Source organism: Staphylococcus simulans (assembly GCF_047037175.1).
GTDB classification, from domain to species: Bacteria; Bacillota; Bacilli; order Staphylococcales; family Staphylococcaceae; genus Staphylococcus; species Staphylococcus simulans_C.
This window is the reverse complement of the sequence record NZ_CP178241.1, coordinates 2,521,063-2,540,031: the sequence shown is the minus strand read 5'-3', so window position 1 is coordinate 2,540,031 and position 18,969 is coordinate 2,521,063. Positions and strand designations below refer to the sequence as shown.

At 35.9% G+C, this 18,969-nt stretch carries 19 protein-coding genes and 1 other RNA gene; 2 read left to right on the top strand and 18 right to left on the bottom strand.

Translation table 11 applies throughout. The annotated features are described in order from the left end of the window. Positions 1–50: 50 nt before the first annotated feature. The 17 genes from ACFCT9_RS12265 to ACFCT9_RS12185 all read right to left on the bottom strand — a co-directional run bounded on the left by ACFCT9_RS12265 (position 51) and on the right by ACFCT9_RS12185 (position 15,837). The gene (locus ACFCT9_RS12265; protein WP_412519653.1) at positions 51–659 is read right to left on the bottom strand and encodes a flavin reductase family protein; all 609 of its coding nucleotides are present in this window, start codon (positions 657–659) and stop codon (positions 51–53) included. A gap of 236 nt (positions 660–895) precedes the next feature. Next, a complete protein-coding gene (locus tag ACFCT9_RS12260; protein WP_412519651.1) occupies positions 896–1,450 on the bottom strand; it encodes a YdcF family protein in 555 nt (184 codons plus the stop codon). 675 nt (positions 1,451–2,125) lie between these two features. Beyond that, positions 2,126–2,275 carry a hypothetical protein gene (locus ACFCT9_RS12255; protein ID WP_412519649.1) on the bottom strand — a complete coding sequence of 50 codons (150 nt, stop codon included), beginning with the start codon at positions 2,273–2,275 and terminating at the stop codon, positions 2,126–2,128. A 442-nt stretch (positions 2,276–2,717) separates the two neighbouring features. Continuing rightward, complete coding sequence (locus tag ACFCT9_RS12250; protein ID WP_412519647.1) at positions 2,718–2,855, bottom strand: hypothetical protein; 138 nt, start codon at positions 2,853–2,855, stop codon at positions 2,718–2,720. Positions 2,856–2,898: 43 nt separating this feature from the next. Beyond that, complete coding sequence (locus ACFCT9_RS12245; RefSeq protein ID WP_412519646.1) at positions 2,899–3,093, bottom strand: LSM domain protein; 195 nt, start codon at positions 3,091–3,093, stop codon at positions 2,899–2,901. A gap of 246 nt (positions 3,094–3,339) precedes the next feature. Continuing rightward, positions 3,340–3,700: a transfer-messenger RNA gene (gene ssrA, locus ACFCT9_RS12240) on the bottom strand. 135 nt (positions 3,701–3,835) lie between these two features. After that, positions 3,836–4,306, bottom strand: coding sequence for an SsrA-binding protein SmpB (gene smpB, locus ACFCT9_RS12235; RefSeq protein WP_412519644.1), 471 nt, complete (start codon positions 4,304–4,306; stop codon positions 3,836–3,838). A 58-nt stretch (positions 4,307–4,364) separates the two neighbouring features. Beyond that, positions 4,365–6,728, bottom strand: a complete 2,364-nt coding sequence (gene rnr / locus ACFCT9_RS12230) for a ribonuclease R (protein WP_412519642.1) — start codon at positions 6,726–6,728, stop codon at positions 4,365–4,367. A gap of 41 nt (positions 6,729–6,769) precedes the next feature. Next, complete coding sequence (locus ACFCT9_RS12225) at positions 6,770–7,510, bottom strand: alpha/beta hydrolase (protein ID WP_412519640.1); 741 nt, start codon at positions 7,508–7,510, stop codon at positions 6,770–6,772. 93 nt (positions 7,511–7,603) lie between these two features. Continuing rightward, positions 7,604–7,840 carry a preprotein translocase subunit SecG gene (gene secG, locus ACFCT9_RS12220; protein WP_002481572.1) on the bottom strand — a complete coding sequence of 79 codons (237 nt, stop codon included), beginning with the start codon at positions 7,838–7,840 and terminating at the stop codon, positions 7,604–7,606. 79 nt (positions 7,841–7,919) lie between these two features. Further along, positions 7,920–8,387 (bottom strand): hypothetical protein, encoded by a 468-nt coding sequence (locus tag ACFCT9_RS12215; RefSeq protein WP_412519638.1) that lies wholly within the window; start codon positions 8,385–8,387, stop codon positions 7,920–7,922. A gap of 189 nt (positions 8,388–8,576) precedes the next feature. After that, the gene (gene eno, locus ACFCT9_RS12210; protein ID WP_412519636.1) at positions 8,577–9,881 is read right to left on the bottom strand and encodes a surface-displayed alpha-enolase; all 1,305 of its coding nucleotides are present in this window, start codon (positions 9,879–9,881) and stop codon (positions 8,577–8,579) included. 93 nt (positions 9,882–9,974) lie between these two features. After that, positions 9,975–11,492, bottom strand: coding sequence for a 2,3-bisphosphoglycerate-independent phosphoglycerate mutase (gene gpmI, locus ACFCT9_RS12205; protein ID WP_412519634.1), 1,518 nt, complete (start codon positions 11,490–11,492; stop codon positions 9,975–9,977). Between the two features lies 1 nt (position 11,493). Continuing rightward, positions 11,494–12,255 carry a triose-phosphate isomerase gene (gene tpiA / locus ACFCT9_RS12200; protein ID WP_412519632.1) on the bottom strand — a complete coding sequence of 254 codons (762 nt, stop codon included), beginning with the start codon at positions 12,253–12,255 and terminating at the stop codon, positions 11,494–11,496. A gap of 39 nt (positions 12,256–12,294) precedes the next feature. Beyond that, the gene (locus ACFCT9_RS12195; protein WP_412519630.1) at positions 12,295–13,485 is read right to left on the bottom strand and encodes a phosphoglycerate kinase; all 1,191 of its coding nucleotides are present in this window, start codon (positions 13,483–13,485) and stop codon (positions 12,295–12,297) included. Positions 13,486–13,750: 265 nt separating this feature from the next. Next, complete coding sequence (gap, locus tag ACFCT9_RS12190) at positions 13,751–14,758, bottom strand: type I glyceraldehyde-3-phosphate dehydrogenase (RefSeq protein WP_412519628.1); 1,008 nt, start codon at positions 14,756–14,758, stop codon at positions 13,751–13,753. A 53-nt stretch (positions 14,759–14,811) separates the two neighbouring features. Next, entirely contained in the window at positions 14,812–15,837 is a 1,026-nt protein-coding gene (locus tag ACFCT9_RS12185) for a sugar-binding transcriptional regulator (protein WP_412519626.1), read from the bottom strand. A gap of 302 nt (positions 15,838–16,139) precedes the next feature. Here ACFCT9_RS12185 and ACFCT9_RS12180 point away from each other — a divergent pair, with 302 nt between their 5' ends. After that, a complete protein-coding gene (locus tag ACFCT9_RS12180) occupies positions 16,140–16,367 on the top strand; it encodes a hypothetical protein (RefSeq protein WP_412519624.1) in 228 nt (75 codons plus the stop codon). A 45-nt stretch (positions 16,368–16,412) separates the two neighbouring features. Here ACFCT9_RS12180 and ACFCT9_RS12175 read toward each other — a convergent pair whose 3' ends face one another. Further along, positions 16,413–17,162, bottom strand: coding sequence for a hypothetical protein (locus tag ACFCT9_RS12175; protein ID WP_412519623.1), 750 nt, complete (start codon positions 17,160–17,162; stop codon positions 16,413–16,415). 579 nt (positions 17,163–17,741) lie between these two features. Between ACFCT9_RS12175 and ACFCT9_RS12170 the strand changes: the two genes are divergently transcribed. Next, positions 17,742–18,644: a TIGR01777 family oxidoreductase gene (locus tag ACFCT9_RS12170; protein ID WP_412519621.1), complete on the top strand. Its 903-nt coding sequence runs from the start codon at positions 17,742–17,744 to the stop codon at positions 18,642–18,644. The last annotated feature ends 325 nt before the right edge of the window (positions 18,645–18,969 follow it).

Sequence of the window (18,969 nt, the reverse complement as noted above, 5' to 3'; positions counted from 1 at the left end):
CTAATTCATCACTCAATGCTATACCTTTTCTCATATCGAAATAATTATGCTTATTTATTTAATAAATCTTCAATCGGCTCACCAATTTTAACATAGTGATCACCTACGACACTTGTAATTGGATTTAATTTTTCTACATCAACGTAAGCTTTATCTACATCATAAATTTCATCATCAATATAGATAGATTTAACTTGGCCAACTAACATATCTGTACCAAATTTTTCATCTCCTAATTCAGCATGATGGACTAATTCACATTCATAACGTACTTTCGCTTCTTTAACACTTGGCACCTTCACAACTTGTGATGGCGTCGTTGTTAAATTAGTCTTATCTAATTCATTCACATCTGAATCATAATTATCGCCAGTTTTCACAACTTCTCTCACAATAGATTCATCAACTATATGAACTACGAATTCTTTCGTACTTAAAATATTAGCACTTGTATCTTTTAGTGCACCATTATCTTTACCAACTGAAATCATTAACATTGGCGGTGCAGGACATACCACATTAAAGAATGCGAAGGGTGCCGCATTGACATTACCTTCTTTGTCTTGTGAAGTCACAAAAGCAATCGGTCTAGGTGTCACTGTACCTATCAACATTTTATACATATTAAATGGTTCTAATTTATTTGGGTCAATAAACATACTGATATCACCTTTCTCATGAGTATTAGTACATTTTATAAGATTTCTGTACGATTATAAATCTTAACGCCTTATATACTACAATATATCCATAAAAACCAACAATACACCACCAATAATAATGAACATATCACAAATAATGACTTATTCTTTAAATTTGAGTGCACAAATATTATTTAACAGCGTATTAAAAAGACTGGAGAAACACTCCAGTCTTAAGTGAAATTTATATAATATTATCGAATTGCTAAAAAGTAGATGAATCCTAATGTGGCCATAACTAAAATGAAAATATGCGATTTTTTATACATCACAAGACAAGCAATATATTCACGAATAAAAGCATTGGGATAGAAATAAGAAGCTGTATAACTCCCTGCAACTGTCGCTTTTAATTTAACCTTTCTAGATAAGAAAGCTGCCCTCAAAACATGAAAGTTATTAGAAACAATGGTGAAGAATGGTAATTTTGTTTGCGTATCTTTAACCTTTTGATTAGAGAATACTAGATTTTCATAGGTTGTTGTAGATTCTGTTTCAAATATGATGTCAGATTCCTTAATACCTTGTTCAATTAAATACTTTCCCATCGCTTCTGATTCACTGACAAGTTCATCTGGACCTTGGCCGCCACTTACAATCATTTTTGCATTTGGAAACTTATTTTTTAATTCTATCCCTTTATCTAAACGTGACTTTAATAATGGCGGCACACGATCACCTATTAATCCTGAGCCTAATATTAAAATATAGTCTGGATTTTTATAGTTTGATACGAAACTCATTATCATTGAGTATAACGTCTGAGATAATAAAATGATGTTGAAATACCAAAAGATAAAGTTCAAATATATACCGATAATACCCTGTCGATAATGAAACAATAAGTACGGTTGATAATTAATTATTAAAAAGTCAAAAAATAAGAATAGGCCATAAACCAAAACTAATAGATTCGTTAACCTCTTCCCCTCTTTAGCAACAATCTTGCGTGTATTGAATAATGTTAATGCAAAAATAATCAGCAATATGATGGGAAAAATAAAAGTTAATAAAATAACATACAACAAATTGATATTGCCTTCACTATTAACTATGGGGATAAAGAAATCTGCTATATTTATCAATCCAGATACAATCAATAGTGACAAAACATATATATTCAAATATAGCCTTGGTTCAATAATCAATATAGCAATGAAAAGAAGTAACAATCCAATAACTAAAACCATTAAAGACCTCCAATTTATACTATAATTATATTATTCATATTAAATCTTCTTAAACTTTTTAATTTCATCCTACAAAGTATATCATTTTGAAGATGCGTAAAAAAATAAAAGCCCTCATCCACAATGGTTGAAGGCTCCTTGTATGAAGGCATCAGATAAAAAACTATACGAACTTAACTTAAAATATTTTTGTAACTATTAATAATAGCCATTCCATTTTGTTTGGCTAACTACTCACGATTTTTTATCTTGGTTTTCTTGAGTTTCTTGATTTTTCAAATTTACCTCTTCCGCTTTTTCAATTTCTTTCCCTTGTAACTCTCTTAATGATTCTAAAATATCCTCTAATGGAATATAGCCATCTAGCATTGGAGTTATAGCCATATTAATCATCCACTTTCCATCATATTTTCTTTAAATTATATTACTTTGAGTCTGTCATTCAGTCACTCACTTATATTGTCATATACTTTGTTTATTCTTTTCTTCTTGATCTTTCTTTTTATCTTGCTTTTCCTTTTCTTCTCTTTGTATAATGTATTCCATAACTTTCAGTGTTTCCTCTATTGAACATTCACCATCAAGTTGCATTTTGAAGGGCATAATAATAACCTCGATTTATACTATATTTCACCTGCTTTACATAACTCTCAAAGCGGTTTTAAATTAGGTGATAATCTAATTGATACATTTCTACCGTTTACATTAATATCCTAATAAATAGTGCAAGTATTATTCCTGTTGTTTCTCTCTGTAATTACTAAATAAAATGACTTAACTTAAATTTATAAGCCACTGAACATACTTTTCCCATTTAGTTAACTACTCATGATTTTTTATCTTGTTTTTCTTTTTCTCTTCTTTCTTTTTCTACATCTTTCTCTAATTGTTTTGTTAACTCATCAAACATTTCCGCTGCTTCTTTAGCAGTAACATGACCGTCTAAAATATATACTGGTTTCATATGATCATCTCACTTTATACTTTATTTTTACTTAGGTAGTTACTTAAGAAATGACCTTAATGGATATGATTTCACTTTCTTTAATATCGAAAATTATATTTTCAACTTCTAAGTGTATTGAATCTTCCCCAAATTCATTATCTAGTCTTGTGTCAAAGCCTACTACATTGCCAATAAAAGTTTTGCCATTAATTGCTAAGAGTTCAATTCTGTGATTTAAGTACTCCCAAAGTTCCATGACTGCTTCTTCCCTTTCTATTTAGCACAATGTGTATTCCTATTTTGGAACAGTGGTACCTTCAGAAAAGTCATAACCTTTCTTAATTTTTATTTGGTATAACTTAATTATTATTTTATTTTACCGTAATGTCATAATATTGTCGTCACTAGGATGAGAATTGTCAAAAAGATTTAATAAAGCTGAGAATCTAATTTAAAGAGCACAAAATAAAAAGCCCTCAACCGCAATGGTTGAAAGCTCTATGTATGGAGGCGGCGGGATTTGAACCCGCGTCCAAGGATCCTGATACAAATCTTTCTACGTGTGTAGTCTATTATTCAAATTTCGCATGGTGGTAGGAAATAGACAACCAACACCATGCTAGTTCGCTTAATCTCTTCTAGACAGACTTCGAACAGCAGTGCCTAGCGTATCCTACTAAAGTTGAATCACGTTAACAGCACATAGGCGATGCTGTTAGGTGATGCAGAGTGCGATTAGGCAGCTACTGCTAAATTATTGTTTGTTTTGCCAGTTATTATAAACTGAGTGTGTTGATAACGAAGACAACCCTCCGACACGCTTAATAAGCTCTGGGGACCCCTGTCGAATCCAAAACGCCCCCGAAATAATATTAAATAGATTCTATTTGCTAGAATCCAATAGCACTCTTTATCATATCAAAAATGCATTTAGTAATCAATATAATTGTTTATTAGTAAACTAAGAATGCGGGAAGCAGGCTTTTACCTGCTTTCCCTTAATAACGGTCTTTCATTGCACGCTGCATGTCGCGTTTAACTGCTTTGTCTTTAAGATCTTGACGTTTGTCATATTTCTTCTTACCTCTTGCGACACCAATCAGCATTTTACATACACCGTGTTTCAGATACAATTTTAACGGGATAATTGAATAACCAATTTCTCTCGTGCGTGTACCTAGTTTCTCAATCTCTCTTTTGTGTAAGAGTAATTTTCTAGGGCGCACTGGGTCATGATTGAATCGATTAGCCTCTTCGTATGGCGCAATATGCATATTATGAACGTATACTTCACCATTTTTCACTTGTGCGAAACTATCTTTTAAGTTTGCGCTGCCACGACGAATTGATTTAATCTCTGTACCTTTTAACACAATGCCCGCTTCAATCGTATCTTCTACATTATAGTCGTGTCTGGCTTTACGATTTTCCGCTAAAGTACCAGGAGACTTTTTCTTCTTCTTCGACATCGTGTTCACCTCTTGTTGAAAATTTGATAGAACGCGATGAGCAGCTACTCATACGCGCTTATTTTTTCTTTTTACGTGCTTTTTGTTTTACCTTTTTACTTTTGTAAAACGGTTTATGGTTCGTGTCATTTTGTTTATCACGGTTACGTTGGTTTTTGCCTTTGCGTTGTTTTTTCTTGCCTTTTTTCTTGTCGCCGCCAAGGCTCTTACCACGCGTTTTCGTTTGAATTGTCGTACCGCGTGCAGGACGTTCATTTGATTTTCTGCGTCTTGGTTCTGGCATGCCGACGATTTGGAAATCAATCATACGTTGATCAACATCTACATTGACAACTTTAATTTTCACTGAATCACCAATACGGAAGACACTGCCTGTACGTTCACCAATCATAGCCATTTGACCTTCAGCAAATTGGTAATAATCGTCTGTCATGTTTGAAACATGTACCATACCTTCAACTGTATTCGGTAATTCTACGAACATACCGAAGTTTGCGACTGAACTGATAATACCTTCGAATTCCTCGCCAATATGTTGAAGCATGAATTCTGCTTTCTTAAGTTCATCAGTATCACGTTCTGCTTCAATCGCACGACGTTCACGATTTGACGTATGTTCCGCAATTTCTGGTAATTTATCTTCCCATTTACGCAGTTCTTTACCGCTCATTGAATCTTCAATCAAGTATTTACGGATTAAACGATGCACCACTAAGTCAGGGTAACGACGAATCGGTGATGTGAAGTGCGTGTAATAATCCGCAGATAGACCAAAGTGACCTAAGTTCACATCTTCATAACGCGCCTGCTGCATTGATCGTAACATCATTGTAGAAACAACTGTTTGTTCCGGAAGCCCTTTGACTTTCTCATGAATTTCTTGAAGTGTGCTTGGCGATACATCTTCGCCTGTACCTCTTACAAGAATACCGAAGTTCGTAATAAACTCGAAGAATTGTGTTAAACGATCTGCTTTCGGTTGTTCATGGACACGATAGATAAAGGGAACTTCCATTTTATTGAAATGTTCAGCTACTGTTTCGTTCGCTGCTAACATAAATGATTCAATTAAACGTTCACCTTCACCACGCTGACGCAATTGAACGTCTACTGGAATACCTTCATCATTGACGATTACTTTTGCTTCATCAATATCAAAGTCGATTTCACCGCGACGTTTACGCATTTGAATTAACGTTTCACTTAATGATTGCGCTAAATCTAGCATTGGCGTCACATCTGGGTATTTCGCACGTACGCTTTCATCATGTTCAGTGATAATTGGGTTCACTTCATCGTAAGTCATACGATGATCAGATTGAATGACACTATCAAAGATTTCGTGTTTAACGACTTTGCCGTCTTGATTAATTTCCATGCGACAGCTTAACGTTAAACGGTCAACATTAGGGTTCAATGAACAGATACCATTACTTAGGCGATGTGGAATCATCGGTATCACACGGTCTACTAAATAAACACTCGTCCCGCGGTCATATGCTTCTTTATCTAATGCTGAATCTTCTTTCACATAATGGCTGACATCCGCGATACTGACAGTTAATTGCGTATTACCATTTTTTAATTTCTTAAGCGCAATCGCGTCATCTAAGTCCTTCGCATCCGCGCCATCAATCGTAATCGTCAATTCATCACGTAAATCTTTACGTCCTTCTAATTCTGACGGTTCGATATATTCTGGTACAGCTTCCGCTTCTTTTAACACTTCATCAGGGAACTCGATTTCAATACCGTGCTGGTAAATGATAGATAAAATATCTACACCCGGGTCATTTTTATGACCTAAAATCGCAGACACATGACCTTCAGGATTATCATTACCTTCAGCGTATTTAGAAATTTGGACTAATACTTTATGACCTTCAACGGCACCTAAACTTTGGCCTTTTGGGATAAAGATATCTTGCATAATACGTTTGTCGTCAGGAATCACAAATCCAAAGTGACGGCCTTCAGTATACGTACCGACCACTTGTGTGATTGAGTGCTTCTCAATAGATTTAACTTCACCTTCGACTTTACCTTTGAAATCCCCGCGTGAGGGCTGCACTTCTACAATGACAGTGTCGCCATCCATCGCACGATTGATTTTAGTTGGCGGGATAAAGATATCTTCCATATCTTCGTCTTCAGGTCTAAGGAAGGCAAACCCTTTTTTGTTTTGGCTTAACGTTCCTTTTACTAAATTATCTTTCATATTGTTTTGACTACCCTTTCTTTTGTAGCGGTCTGTTTTTGTTCGTTCAACTAAACCTGATTGTTCTAGTTCAACTAACACCTTTATTAAATCTCTAAATGAGTCGGCATTATCTAAACCTAAACGATCTTGAAAGTCTGAAACTGACATTGGTTCATAATCAGGTTGTTTAATTATTTCTGTGACAGATTGTTTTAAATCCATGATGCCCCTCCTTTCTTATTTATAATATTTTTCCTTTTATCTTATTCGGACCAATCAAGGCCTTCTAAAAATGCGTAAACATCTTCAAAGACTTGTTCTTTTTCTTTATCAATCGTAATAACATGTCCTGAATCCGCATACCATTTGATATCTTTTTCATCAGAAGATGATTCTTCATAAATCACATTAGCTGAATCTGGGTTAATCATCTTATCTTGTTCAGCTTGAATCACTAATAATGGATCCATAACTTCATCTACGTGATCTCTAACATTTTGAATGGTTTGCTGTAATTCTTTTAATGTACTTGTAGGGTGGAAGGCTTCCATTTCTTTTTCAATTGTCGCTTCATCTTTGCCTTCATATTTTTTAAAGTTACGTGCATATTCTAAGACACCTTCGTACATAGAGCCTTCTGTTTTAATAAACATAGGCGCACACATCGTTACAATACCCTCTACATCTCTATTTAAGCTTAATTTCAAGGCGAAATCTCCACCTAAAGATAATCCAGCTACCGCAATTTCATCATAGCCTTTTGATTTCAAGAAATCATAACCGTCTAAAGCATCTTTAAACCAAACATGCGGACTTGATTTTAAAATCTCTTCCGGCGGCGCAGCATGCCCCTCATATTGCGGCGCGTAAGAAGTATAGCCTTTCTTTTGTAAGAAACGGCCTAATTGGCGCACGTCTGATGAATTCCCTGTAAATCCATGTAATAATAACACTGCTCTATTTCCTTCTTCAAAGAAGAACGGTTTAGGCAATTTGATTTGCATGTCGTTCAATCCCTTCATCTCTTTATAAAAATACAATACACAATTACCATTATAATGAAAAAAGCCCGACTTTTACATTGTCGGACCTTACATTTACATATTGAGATAAGTAATTGCGAGCATTAAAACGAAAAACACAATAGATAAGACAATTGTGACACGGTTTAAGAATAAATCTACGCCGCGTTGTTTCTGTTTTCCACCAAAGAGCTGTTCAGCGCCCCCGCTGATGGCTCCTGAAAGTCCATTGCTTTTGCTTTCTTGGAGTAACACAACTGTGATTAATGCGATACAGTCTATAACTAATAAAACTGTCAACAAAATGTGCATGCTTTACTCCTCCATTCATAATATACCTAGCAATTATAACACGTTAGGTGTCTATTTATCAAATTCAATCCAAAAGACACTAACGATTGAACGTACTTTTACGCTTAATCGAAATAACCAGCATATATAACGCTAAAATTGTTGATCCTGCTAATGTAATCCAAAGTGGTAATGTCATATAAAATGATTTCACATGGATAATACTTTGGATAATCGGACCTGCATTCACAGCTGTAAAGAACGTCTGTGAAATATAGACCGCAAACAAGAACCACCATAAATAAGGATGTTGATTCCAAATCGCGATAAGCCCACATAAATAAGCCAACAAGTACATAATCCCAGTTAATCGATAACTATTCAAGAAATTTCCTACAGCGTTTTTGGTCGCATCAATCTGATGTGAAGTTAATAAGTCTGTGATGACACTTTTGTCTAAAGAAACAAAGATATACGTGGCATACATCATTGCTAAAAAGAGTGAAGCATATGCGATCAATTTCCCTGACTTTTTCGCACGCATTACTTTATTATTTTCAGTATCCATATTTTTTCATACTCCTTCATGCCTTAGAATACTTCCATTGTTTCTCATTATATCAGTTCTTGAACATGAGCGGGAGTATCTGTATTGGAATATAAAAAGAAACTGCCAAGGTTGATGAGACCTTAACAGTTTCTCTAGTAAAGTTACTGAATTAAATTTTGCGTGAACTCAATATCAGTAGAACTTATCTTATTTGTCTAAGTTGTAGAAAGAATGGATGCCGTCAAATTCTGCTGTTTCGTATAATTCGTCTTCAATACGTAATAATTGGTTGTATTTAGCGATACGGTCAGTTCTTGATAATGAACCTGTTTTGATTTGACCAGCGTTTGTAGCAACTGCGATGTCAGCAATTGTAGTATCTTCAGTTTCACCAGAACGGTGAGAGATAACTGCTGTGTAGTTAGCTTTTTGAGCCATTTGGATAGCGTCAAATGTTTCAGTTAAAGTACCGATTTGGTTAACTTTGATTAAGATTGAGTTACCGATACCTTTTTCGATACCTTCAGATAATTTTTTAGTGTTAGTAACGAATAAATCGTCACCTACTAATTGTACTTTTTTACCTAAACGATCTGTAAGTTGTTTCCAACCTTCCCAGTCGTTTTCGTCCATACCATCTTCGATAGTGATGATTGGGTATTTGTTAACTAATTCTTCTAAGTAGTCAACTTGTTCAGCTGAAGAACGTTTAGCGCCGCCTTCACCTTCGAATCTAGTGTAGTCGTATACGCCGTCTTCGTAGAATTCAGAAGCAGCACAGTCGAATCCTAAGAATACGTCTTTACCTGGTTCAAGACCAGCAGTTTTGATTGCTTCTAAGATTGTATCTACAGCATCTTCAGTACCGTGGAATTTAGGAGCGAAACCACCTTCGTCACCAACTGCAGTTTCTAAACCGCGACCTTTAAGAAGTTTAGCTAAGTTGTGGAAGATTTCAGCACCCCAGCGTAATGCTTCTTTGAATGAGTCAGCACCAACAGGTAAAATCATGAATTCTTGGAATGCGATTGGTGCGTCTGAGTGAGAACCACCGTTAACGATGTTCATCATAGGTACTGGTAATTGTTTACCATTGAATCCACCTAAATATTTGTAAAGTGGTTGACCTAAGAAGTCAGCTGCAGCACGTGCAACAGCAATAGAAACACCAAGGATAGCGTTAGCGCCTAATTTACCTTTGTTTTCAGTTCCGTCTAATTGAATCATCATTTTATCAATTGAAACTTGATCTAATACTGAGAATTCTCCTTCAACAACTTCAGGAGCGATAACTTCGTTTACGTTCTCAACTGCTTTAGTAACACCTTTACCACCGTAACGTTTTTTGTCCCCGTCACGTAATTCTACGGCTTCGTATTCACCTGTAGATGCACCTGATGGTACTAATGCACGACCGAATGCACCGCTTTCAGTTAATACTTCTACTTCAACTGTTGGATTACCGCGAGAATCTAAGACTTCGCGAGCATAAACATCTGTAATAATTGGCATGTTGATAATCTCCTTTTCATAATTGCTTTCATATATATTATAACTTGTCTTGCTAAAAAAATGAATTAATTAAACGATATTGATTGTGAACAATTAATGTTTAATTAATGACTCACCAGTCATTTCTTCAGGTTGGTTCACACCAAGTAAATCAAGTAATGTTGGAGCTAAATCTCCTAATTTACCTGTTTCACGTAATGTTACGCCTTCTTTAGTAACGATAACTGGAACTGGGTTAGTTGTATGTGTTGTCATTGGTTGATCGTCATCTGTTAATACTTGGTCAGAGTTACCATGGTCAGCTGTAATAATCGCATGGCCACCCATGTCTAAGATTTTGTCGACAACTTCACCAAGACATTCATCTACTGCTTCAATCGCTTTGATAGTAGGTTCTAACATACCACTATGTCCAACCATGTCTGGGTTAGCGAAGTTTAAGATGATTAAGTCTAAGTCACCTTTATTTAACTCACCTAATAACGCATCTTTAACTTCATACGCACTCATTTCAGGTTTTAAATCGTACGTTGCAACTTTTGGAGAGTCGATTAAAATACGGCGTTCTCCATCAAACTCTTCATTGCGTCCACCACTCATGAAGTAAGTCACATGAGGATATTTTTCAGTTTCAGCAATTCTTAATTGTGTTAAGTTGTTAGCTTCAGCAACTTCACCAATTGTTTGTTTTAAGTCTACTTTTTCAAATACAACACGACCATCAACTTGATCATTGTATTTTGTGAACGTTGCAAAGAATAAATCTTTAGGTTGGTTCACTTCAAAACCTTTGAAATCTTTGTTTGTGAAGATTTCAGAAAGTTGACCTGCTCTGTCAGGACGGAAGTTGAAGAATACAACTGAATCTCCATCTTGAACGCCTTCATTTTGTTCTTTGATTGAGAAAGGTACAACGAATTCGTCTGTTAAATCATTTGCATAATTTGCTTCAATACCTTCTTCTGCTGTCGCATATTCAGTTGTATTGATATCACGAATTGCGTTATAAGCTTGTTCTTCACGTTCCCAACGTTTGTCACGGTCCATTGCATAATAACGTCCAGAAATTGAAGCGAATTGGCCAATGCCGATTTCTTTGAATTGTTCTTCAGTTTCTTTCACATATTTTAATGCTGATTTTTGATCTACGTCACGACCATCTAAGAAACCATGTACATAGACTTTATCAAGACCTTGTTGTTTAGCTAATTTTAAGATTGCAAATAAATGTGTGTAATGACTGTGTACACCACCGTCAGATAGTAAACCGAATACATGCAATGCAGAATTGTTTGCTTTAACGTGGGCAATTGCGTCGTTAAGCACTTCATTTTCAAAGAAGTCCCCGTCTTCAATTGATTTATTAATGCGCGTTAAACTTTGATAAACAATGCGTCCTGCACCAATATTCATATGTCCTACTTCTGAGTTACCCATTTGACCTGCAGGAAGTCCTACTTCAAGACCACTTGCTTCGATTTGAGTTGTAGGATATTTTTCATAATAGCGGTCGAAGTTAGGTTTGTGCGCTTGTTTAACTGCGTTGCCGTGTACATCTTCTCTATTTGCAAAACCATCAAGGATGATTAATGCTGTAGGTTGTTTCGCCATATTATTTAGCACCTTCTAATAATTTTACATAGTCTTCAACTTTTAATGAAGCTCCGCCGACTAAAGCGCCGTCGATATCAGATTCATCCATATATTCAGCAATATTGTTAGGTTTTACGCTACCGCCATATTGAATACGTACTTCATCTGCAACTGCTTGGCTGGCAAGGTCTGCTACTGTTTTACGAATGAATGCACTCATTTCGTTAGCATCTTTTGCAGTTGATGATTTACCAGTACCGATTGCCCAAATTGGTTCATATGCAATGACAACTTGTTTCAATTGATCATCTGATAAGCCTTCTAATGCTTTTTTAACTTGTTCAGCAACAACTTCTTCAGCTTTTCCACCTTCACGTTGTTCAAGTGTTTCACCAACGCAGATAATAGGTGTCATACCGTGGTTGAATACTGCATGTGCTTTTTTGTTAACATCTTCATCAGTTTCGAAGAATAATTCACGACGTTCTGAGTGACCGATGATGACATATTTCACACCTAAGTCAGCTAATGCAACTGGAGATGTTTCACCAGTAAACGCACCGCTTTCTTCGAAATAAGTGTTTTCAGCACCGATTTTTAATCCTTCAGCTTCACCGTTTTTAACAGCTGTAGTTAATGCATCTAATTGAATTGTTGGTGCACAGATAACAGCTTCAACTTCATTTGTATCAGGTAATTGAGGTAAAGCTTTAACAAAGTCTTTTGCCTCTTGTACTGTTTTATTCATTTTCCAGTTACCTGCAATAATTGGTTTTCTCATTATAAAACGCTCCTTGAAAGTTTATTAATAAGTTACAACTTATTTGTCGCTAATTGATGCAATACCAGGTAATTCTTTACCTTCTAGATATTCTAATGATGCACCGCCACCAGTTGAAATGTGTGTGAAGTCATCTTCGAATCCAAGCATCATTGCTGCTGCAGCTGAGTCACCGCCGCCGATGATTGTAGTTGCATCTTTTAATTCAGCAATTGCTTCACAAACACCAATTGTACCTTGTGCAAAGTTTTCAAATTCGAATACACCCATAGGTCCGTTCCATACTACTGTATGTGCACCTTCTAATTCTTTTTTGAATAACTCAACAGTTTTTGGTCCGATATCTAAAGCTTCTTGATCTTCAGGAATTTGATCGATATCTACGATTGTGATTTCTGCATCATTTGAGAATTCTCTTGCTACTTTACCATCAACTGGTAAAACGATTTTGTTTCCTGCACGTTCTAATAAATCTTTAGCAAAGTCAACTTTGTCAGCTTCTAATAAAGATTTACCGATTTCATAACCTTGTGCTTTAAGGAAAGTATAAGCCATACCGCCGCCGATTAAGACTTTGTCAGCAACATTTAATAAGTTTTCGATTACACCGATTTTATCTGAAACTTTCGCTCCGCCTAAGATTGCTACAACTGGTTTATCAGGGTTGTTTACAACACCGCCGATGAATTTAATTTCTTTTTCCATTAAATCCCCAGCTGCACTTTCTAAGTGAGAGGCAATACCTACGTTTGAAGCATGTGAACGGTGTGCTGTACCGAATGCATCGTTAACAAACACATCACCTAAAGATGCCCAGTATTTACCTAATAATGGATCGTTTTTAGATTCTTTTTTACCGTCTAAGTCTTCAAAACGTGTATTTTCAACTAAAAGTACTTCGCCTTCTTTTAATGCAGCGACTGCATCTTCTAATTCTTTACCACGTGTTTGCGGTACGAATTTAACATCTTTGCCTAATTTTTCGCTTAAACGAACTGCAACAGGTTTTAATGTTAATTTTGCTTTGTCGCTTTCTTCTTTAACTTTACCTAAGTGAGAGAATAATACTAATTTTCCACCTTGATCAAGGATATACTCAATTGTTGGTAAAGCTTGCACGATGCGGTTATCGTTAGTAATTTCTCCATCTTTTAATGGTACGTTAAAGTCTGCACGTTCTAATACGACTTTCCCTTTTAAATCTAAATCAGATACATGTTTTTTTGCCATCAAAACTTCCTCCTTTGAATAAAAGCGCGAATATATAATGTCTGTAATTTGAGGTTAGCATATGGGCAGAAATATTGCAGATATAAATACAGAATCAAATGAAATTTTTCACGTTTCTGAAAATATCTACTCTAATAACCATGTACTTAATGAAAATAAGCGGAGAAGCGTATGTGCCTCCCCGCTTACTCATAAGCTGGTCATCGAATTTCAACAACACATTACCGCTTGTAAAATTCAGACCTTATTTATTGTTGTTCATCAATTATTTTACGTCTTTGATAAGGTATTCTAAAGTACGTACTAATTGTGAAGTGTAAGACATTTCGTTGTCATACCAAGCTGCAACTTTAACTAATTGACGACCTGATACAGTCATAACACGAGTTTGAGTTGCATCGAATAATGAACCGAATGTCATACCAACTACATCTGAAGATACGATTTCGTCAGTGTTGTAACCGAATGATTCGTTAGAAGCTGCTTTCATAGCTTCGTTTACTTCTTCAATTGTAACGTCTTTGTCTAAGACAACAGTTAATTCAGTTAATGAACCTGTTGCTACTGGAACACGTTGAGCGCCACCGTCTAATTTTCCGTCGATTTCAGGAATTACTTTACCGATTGCTTTAGCAGCACCAGTTGAGTTTGGAACGATGTTTGCAGCTGCTGCACGTGCACGACGTTTGTCACCTTTTCTGTGTGGACCATCTTGAGTATTTTGGTCACCAGTGTAAGCGTGGATAGTAGTCATGAAACCTTCTACTAAACCAAAGCTGTCATTTAAAACTTTTGCTACTGGAGCAAGTGAGTTTGTAGTACAAGAAGCACCTGAAACGATTGTGTCAGAGCTGTCTAAAGTATCTTGGTTTACGTTATAAACGATTGTTTTAACGTCACCAGTTGCTGGTGCAGAGATTAATACTTTTTTAGCACCTGCATCGATATGAGCTTGTGCTTTTTCATCGCTTGTGTAGAAACCAGTACATTCTAACACTACGTCGATGTCTAAATCTTTCCAAGGTAATTTGCTTGCATCTGGTTCTTCGAATGATTTTACTTCTTTACCATTCACGCGGAATCCGCCATCTACAACTTCAACTTCTTCAGTGAAACGTCCTTGCATTGTATCGTATTTTAATAAGTGTGCTAACATTTCATCATCTGTTAAGTCGTTTACTGCTACTACATCGATACCTTCAACATCTTGAATTCTTCTGAATGCTAAACGACCGATTCTACCAAAACCATTAATTGCTACTTTAACTGCCATTATTATGGCCTCCTTTAAAAGATATTGTTAAAAAGTGAAGTCACTTTTTTAAACTAAATTGATTGTGATTGAACTATATTTCTTGCTGCGCCTTCATCTGTAATCAGAATGGTGTTCTTTGGAGCAATGGATAGATAAGCTCTGATCGCATCTCCTTTTGAAGCACCGCCAGCTACAGCAAAGATATATTGCTTCGATACTAAATCTTCCATTTGAAGTCCTATCGTTTTAACTTTATGAACGATTTGGCCTTCACTGTCGAAATAATATCCAAATGCTTCTCCGACTGCATTGTGATGTTGAAGCTTTTCAATCACTTGACTAGACGAATGACGTCTTTTTGCCATTTTCAGCGCATCACCAATGCCGTGGACGGTTATATTTGATTGTTTAATTATTTCTAATGTATTACGAACTGAAGGCTCTTGGAGCAACAACTCATATGTTGATTCACTGACATTGTCAGGAACATATAATGTTGTATAATCTCCGCCAGTTTGCTGTGCCATACTTGCTGCAATCGTATTTGCCTGATATACCACATTTTCACCTAACCCGCCTCTAGCAGGGACATAAAAGGTTTTAAAGGGTAATATATGCATTGATTCGCTCACAGAAGCCATTGTAGAACCGCCTGTGATAGAAACGATAGCATCTTCGTAAAAAGTTCGTTCAAGTAACTGACCTGCCTGGCTGCCTATCTCTTTTTTTACAGCACTATCTATATCGGTATCACCAGGAACAACATAAACGTTTTTAATTTGATAACGTTCTTTTAACAGTTGTGCTAGATGATAACCATCTGAATACATGTCAAAGTAAGATTCTAATGATTCAATCAGTTCGTCACCTTCAGGTGTTAATTCCATTCCTGTCGGTTTCACTTTAATCAATTCTTGCTTTTTCAATGTATTCGTTTCTGATCTCAACACACGTTCAGTCAAATTCATGTATTCACTTAAACTTCTTCTTCCGACTGGCTGGTGCATTTTGATAGTAGTGAGTATTGTAAACCTTCGATACATTTTTTCGACAAGCTCAGGAATCAATTTCTGTTGGACTTTAAGCAAGTCTTCCACTACTATTTCCTCCTCTTTTTATTTAAGGGTCAGTATGCAACCACACTTTGACGTTTTAAGTCCCGGGTGGGACAAAAAAATAACATCTCTTACAATTGTCATAATACTATCATCTGAAATAAAAAGCAAGCGTAAACATTCACTAATGCTTAGCTAAGGCAACATTGTTGTGAACAACACTACCTCTTTAAGTATATTATACCCTTTTTCCAGTTAAGAAATCATCTAAAAACCTTTTTTCTTATCATTATAATTTGAGTATTCCCTCTATTATAATAGATATGTATAAAGGAGGGAATTGCATGACCAAAAATGACCAACCTGAAGTCATTGATCCCAATGACCCCCGCTATAAAGATGATGACTATTTCAAACATAGTCCAAGTGAACGTCAGCGTTCCCGCTTCGAACAGGAAAGAAAAATAAAATATTATTCTTTCGGAGGATGCTTTCCATTTGGATGCGGGTGTTTGCCATTCATTGCAATTATCGCATTAATTATTACTTGGCTGATTAGCTTCATCTCATGAAAAAAGACCGTAGTGCTTGTGCATTGCGGTCCTTCATTTTATAGATTAATTGTCTGTCTTCTGTTGGCTTGATTGATTTGAACTTGAAGACTGACTAGATTGTGATTTTTGCGGTGGTGCTTGTCTCTGCGGTGTGCTTTGTGACTGATTTACTGACCTTGACTGCTGTTCTTGCCCTGGCCTGGGTTGACTGCTTTGTTGTTGCTTTTGTTGCTGTTGTTGTTGTTTTTGCTGTTGCTGCTGTTGCTGCTGTTTTTGTTGCGCAGCTTGTTGTTCACGTTGTTGCTGTGCTTGTTCTTTCGCTTGTTGTTGTGCTTCTTGTTGTGCTTTTTGTCTTTCTTCAGCAGCTTGTTTAGCTTGTTCTTGCTGTTTATCAGCTTGTTCTTTTGCTTTTTGTTTATTTTCATCGCTTGAACTATCTTTTGGCTCTTTTTGCTGTGCTTTTTGTGCTGCCGCATTTTGGCGGGCTTGCTCTGCTTGTTGTCTTTGTTGTTCACGTTGTGCAGCTAAATAATTTTGACGCTCTTGTTCTGCTGCTTGTTGGTCAGCAAGTTCTTGTTGACGTTGTTCTTCCGCTTCTTTTTCTTTTTTACGTTTTTCTGCTTCTTTTTTTTGCTTTGCAGCGCGATCTTTTTTCTCTTGTGCTTCTTTTTTCTGTTGTTGACTGTAGCGTTCACTGCTTTTCTTGTTATTATCTACAAAAGCAAAAGTCGCAAATGCTAAGCCGAACAATAAGAAAAATACAATAACAGCACTTAGTATTTTCGCGGGTTTGCTCATTTTATTGTTAGACATGTGCTCTCCTCTTTCCAATCCCTTTTCTTTTTCTATAAGTTACACACGGTACTTATTTGATATATTAACTCATACCCTTTTTTCCAACATCTTCTTCATTATATCTGAGCTGTATTCATTTATATATCATAACATTTTCCACTAGGGTATACATTATTTTGCTTAGGAAACATTTTATATTTTCAATGTTTATTGAATTTGGATAAATAAGAAAGAATGGCTAAATCCAAGTAAGATGATTATTTGATATAAGATTGTTATAATAAGCTACATTAGCAATACTAATAAAATGATAAAGGACCTATACGTTGCTCGCATAGGTCCAATACTAAAGGGAGTCAAAATTTCACCTTCGCATGTATATTATGGGGTATACTATTTTTAATTAAGAGATGTTTAATTAATTCCGAAGGTACTTCTATTATAACTTAGCTATAAGCGATTTAAACACGATTACATAGTTTAAATTGACATCTTAATGACTAAATATTGAATAAATAATGAATGTTTAGAATGGCTATAATCTATTGGATTTTACTATCCAAGATGTTCTTTAATACTGATGAGGTGAATATAAAAATGAAAGAATTTCTAATTACAGGCGGTACAGGCTTAGTTGGCAGTCATTTAGTCGATGCGATACACAGTACAGATTCTCATATTACTATTTTAACGCGTCAAGATCGTCAGAACTTAGACGAGAAAATCACCTATGTTAACTGGAACAAAGCAGGCTGGGAAGCTAAAGTACCGGAGCACATTGATATTGTCATTAACTTAGCAGGTGCAACTTTAAACAAAAGATGGACGGATGAATATAAACAAACATTAATGCTGAGCCGAATTCAAGCAACACAATCACTCTATGAATTGTTTGAACATAAAGGCACATTCCCTCAAATTTTATTCAATGCAAGTGCCGTCGGATATTATACGCCAGATAATCACCGTACTTACACTGAATTGTCTAAATGTGATCCACATGATTTCCTATCAGACATCACATATCAATGGGAACGTTTTGCGCGCAAATTTGAACAGCACGGTACACGTGTCATTATCGGTCGTTTCGGCATGGTCCTTTCAGATGAAGGCGGCGCCTTACCAACCATGGAATTACCTTATCGCTTCTATCTAGGAGGCAAGTTAGGTACTGGTTTCCAATGGTATTCATGGATTCATATTACAGATTTAACACGTGCAATTCTCTTCTTAATCAATCAAGACGATGCTTCAGGTGTCTTCAACATGACAACACCAATTGCTGAACGTCAAAACTTATTTGGCTATACTTTAGCACGAGCGATGCACAAACCGCATGAGTTATGGGTGCCTAGTGCTTTATTACGCTTAGTCTTAGGCCAAAGAGCAACGATTGTATTAGACACACAAAAAGCAATTCCAAATCGTTTAGATGCTTATGGATTTAAATTTGCATATCCTGACTTAAAATCAGCACTTGATAGTTTAGTTCACGAATAAAAAGCTATATAATATAATTGTATTGTGAGTGCTTATTATTAAACAAATTATATAAAATAAACGCACATCCAAATAGAGCAAGTAGAGTGAATGAAGGTGTATGAATGGATAAAAGCAGTCTCGTAACACGCATATTATTAATCATTGCTGGATTACTTTTAATATGTATCGGCAGTTTTTCAATGACGAGATCTACCCCTTCTTTATATATTGCACTGTTTTACCTAATCATAGGACTCGTTATACTAGGGTGGACCGTCATTAACTTAATAAACTATTATAAGAATCAAAAATAAGAGTTCCGGCATCCGGAACTCTTTTTACT

What these genes read in the sequence shown, in the direction of transcription:
- ACFCT9_RS12265 (WP_412519653.1), bottom strand. Translation starts at nt 659, where the DNA reads ATGTTTATTGACCCAAATAAATTAGAACCATTTAATATGTATAAAATG.
- ACFCT9_RS12225 (WP_412519640.1), bottom strand. Translation starts at nt 7,510, where the DNA reads ATGCAAATCAAATTGCCTAAACCGTTCTTCTTTGAAGAAGGAAATAGA.
- ACFCT9_RS12195 (WP_412519630.1), bottom strand. Translation starts at nt 13,485, where the DNA reads ATGGCAAAAAAACATGTATCTGATTTAGATTTAAAAGGGAAAGTCGTA.
- ACFCT9_RS12175 (WP_412519623.1), bottom strand. Translation starts at nt 17,162, where the DNA reads ATGTCTAACAATAAAATGAGCAAACCCGCGAAAATACTAAGTGCTGTT.
- ACFCT9_RS12215 (WP_412519638.1), bottom strand. Translation starts at nt 8,387, where the DNA reads ATGGATACTGAAAATAATAAAGTAATGCGTGCGAAAAAGTCAGGGAAA.
- ACFCT9_RS12245 (WP_412519646.1), bottom strand. Translation starts at nt 3,093, where the DNA reads ATGGAACTTTGGGAGTACTTAAATCACAGAATTGAACTCTTAGCAATT.
- ACFCT9_RS12260 (WP_412519651.1), bottom strand. Translation starts at nt 1,450, where the DNA reads ATGATAATGAGTTTCGTATCAAACTATAAAAATCCAGACTATATTTTA.
- gap (WP_412519628.1), bottom strand. Translation starts at nt 14,758, where the DNA reads ATGGCAGTTAAAGTAGCAATTAATGGTTTTGGTAGAATCGGTCGTTTA.
- ACFCT9_RS12250 (WP_412519647.1), bottom strand. Translation starts at nt 2,855, where the DNA reads ATGAAACCAGTATATATTTTAGACGGTCATGTTACTGCTAAAGAAGCA.
- ACFCT9_RS12255 (WP_412519649.1), bottom strand. Translation starts at nt 2,275, where the DNA reads ATGGCTATAACTCCAATGCTAGATGGCTATATTCCATTAGAGGATATT.
- secG (WP_002481572.1), bottom strand. Translation starts at nt 7,840, where the DNA reads ATGCACATTTTGTTGACAGTTTTATTAGTTATAGACTGTATCGCATTA.
- rnr (WP_412519642.1), bottom strand. Translation starts at nt 6,728, where the DNA reads ATGGATTTAAAACAATCTGTCACAGAAATAATTAAACAACCTGATTAT.
- ACFCT9_RS12180 (WP_412519624.1), top strand. Translation starts at nt 16,140, where the DNA reads ATGACCAAAAATGACCAACCTGAAGTCATTGATCCCAATGACCCCCGC.
- ACFCT9_RS12170 (WP_412519621.1), top strand. Translation starts at nt 17,742, where the DNA reads ATGAAAGAATTTCTAATTACAGGCGGTACAGGCTTAGTTGGCAGTCAT.
- tpiA (WP_412519632.1), bottom strand. Translation starts at nt 12,255, where the DNA reads ATGAGAAAACCAATTATTGCAGGTAACTGGAAAATGAATAAAACAGTA.
- gpmI (WP_412519634.1), bottom strand. Translation starts at nt 11,492, where the DNA reads ATGGCGAAACAACCTACAGCATTAATCATCCTTGATGGTTTTGCAAAT.
- eno (WP_412519636.1), bottom strand. Translation starts at nt 9,881, where the DNA reads ATGCCAATTATTACAGATGTTTATGCTCGCGAAGTCTTAGATTCTCGC.
- smpB (WP_412519644.1), bottom strand. Translation starts at nt 4,306, where the DNA reads ATGTCGAAGAAGAAGAAAAAGTCTCCTGGTACTTTAGCGGAAAATCGT.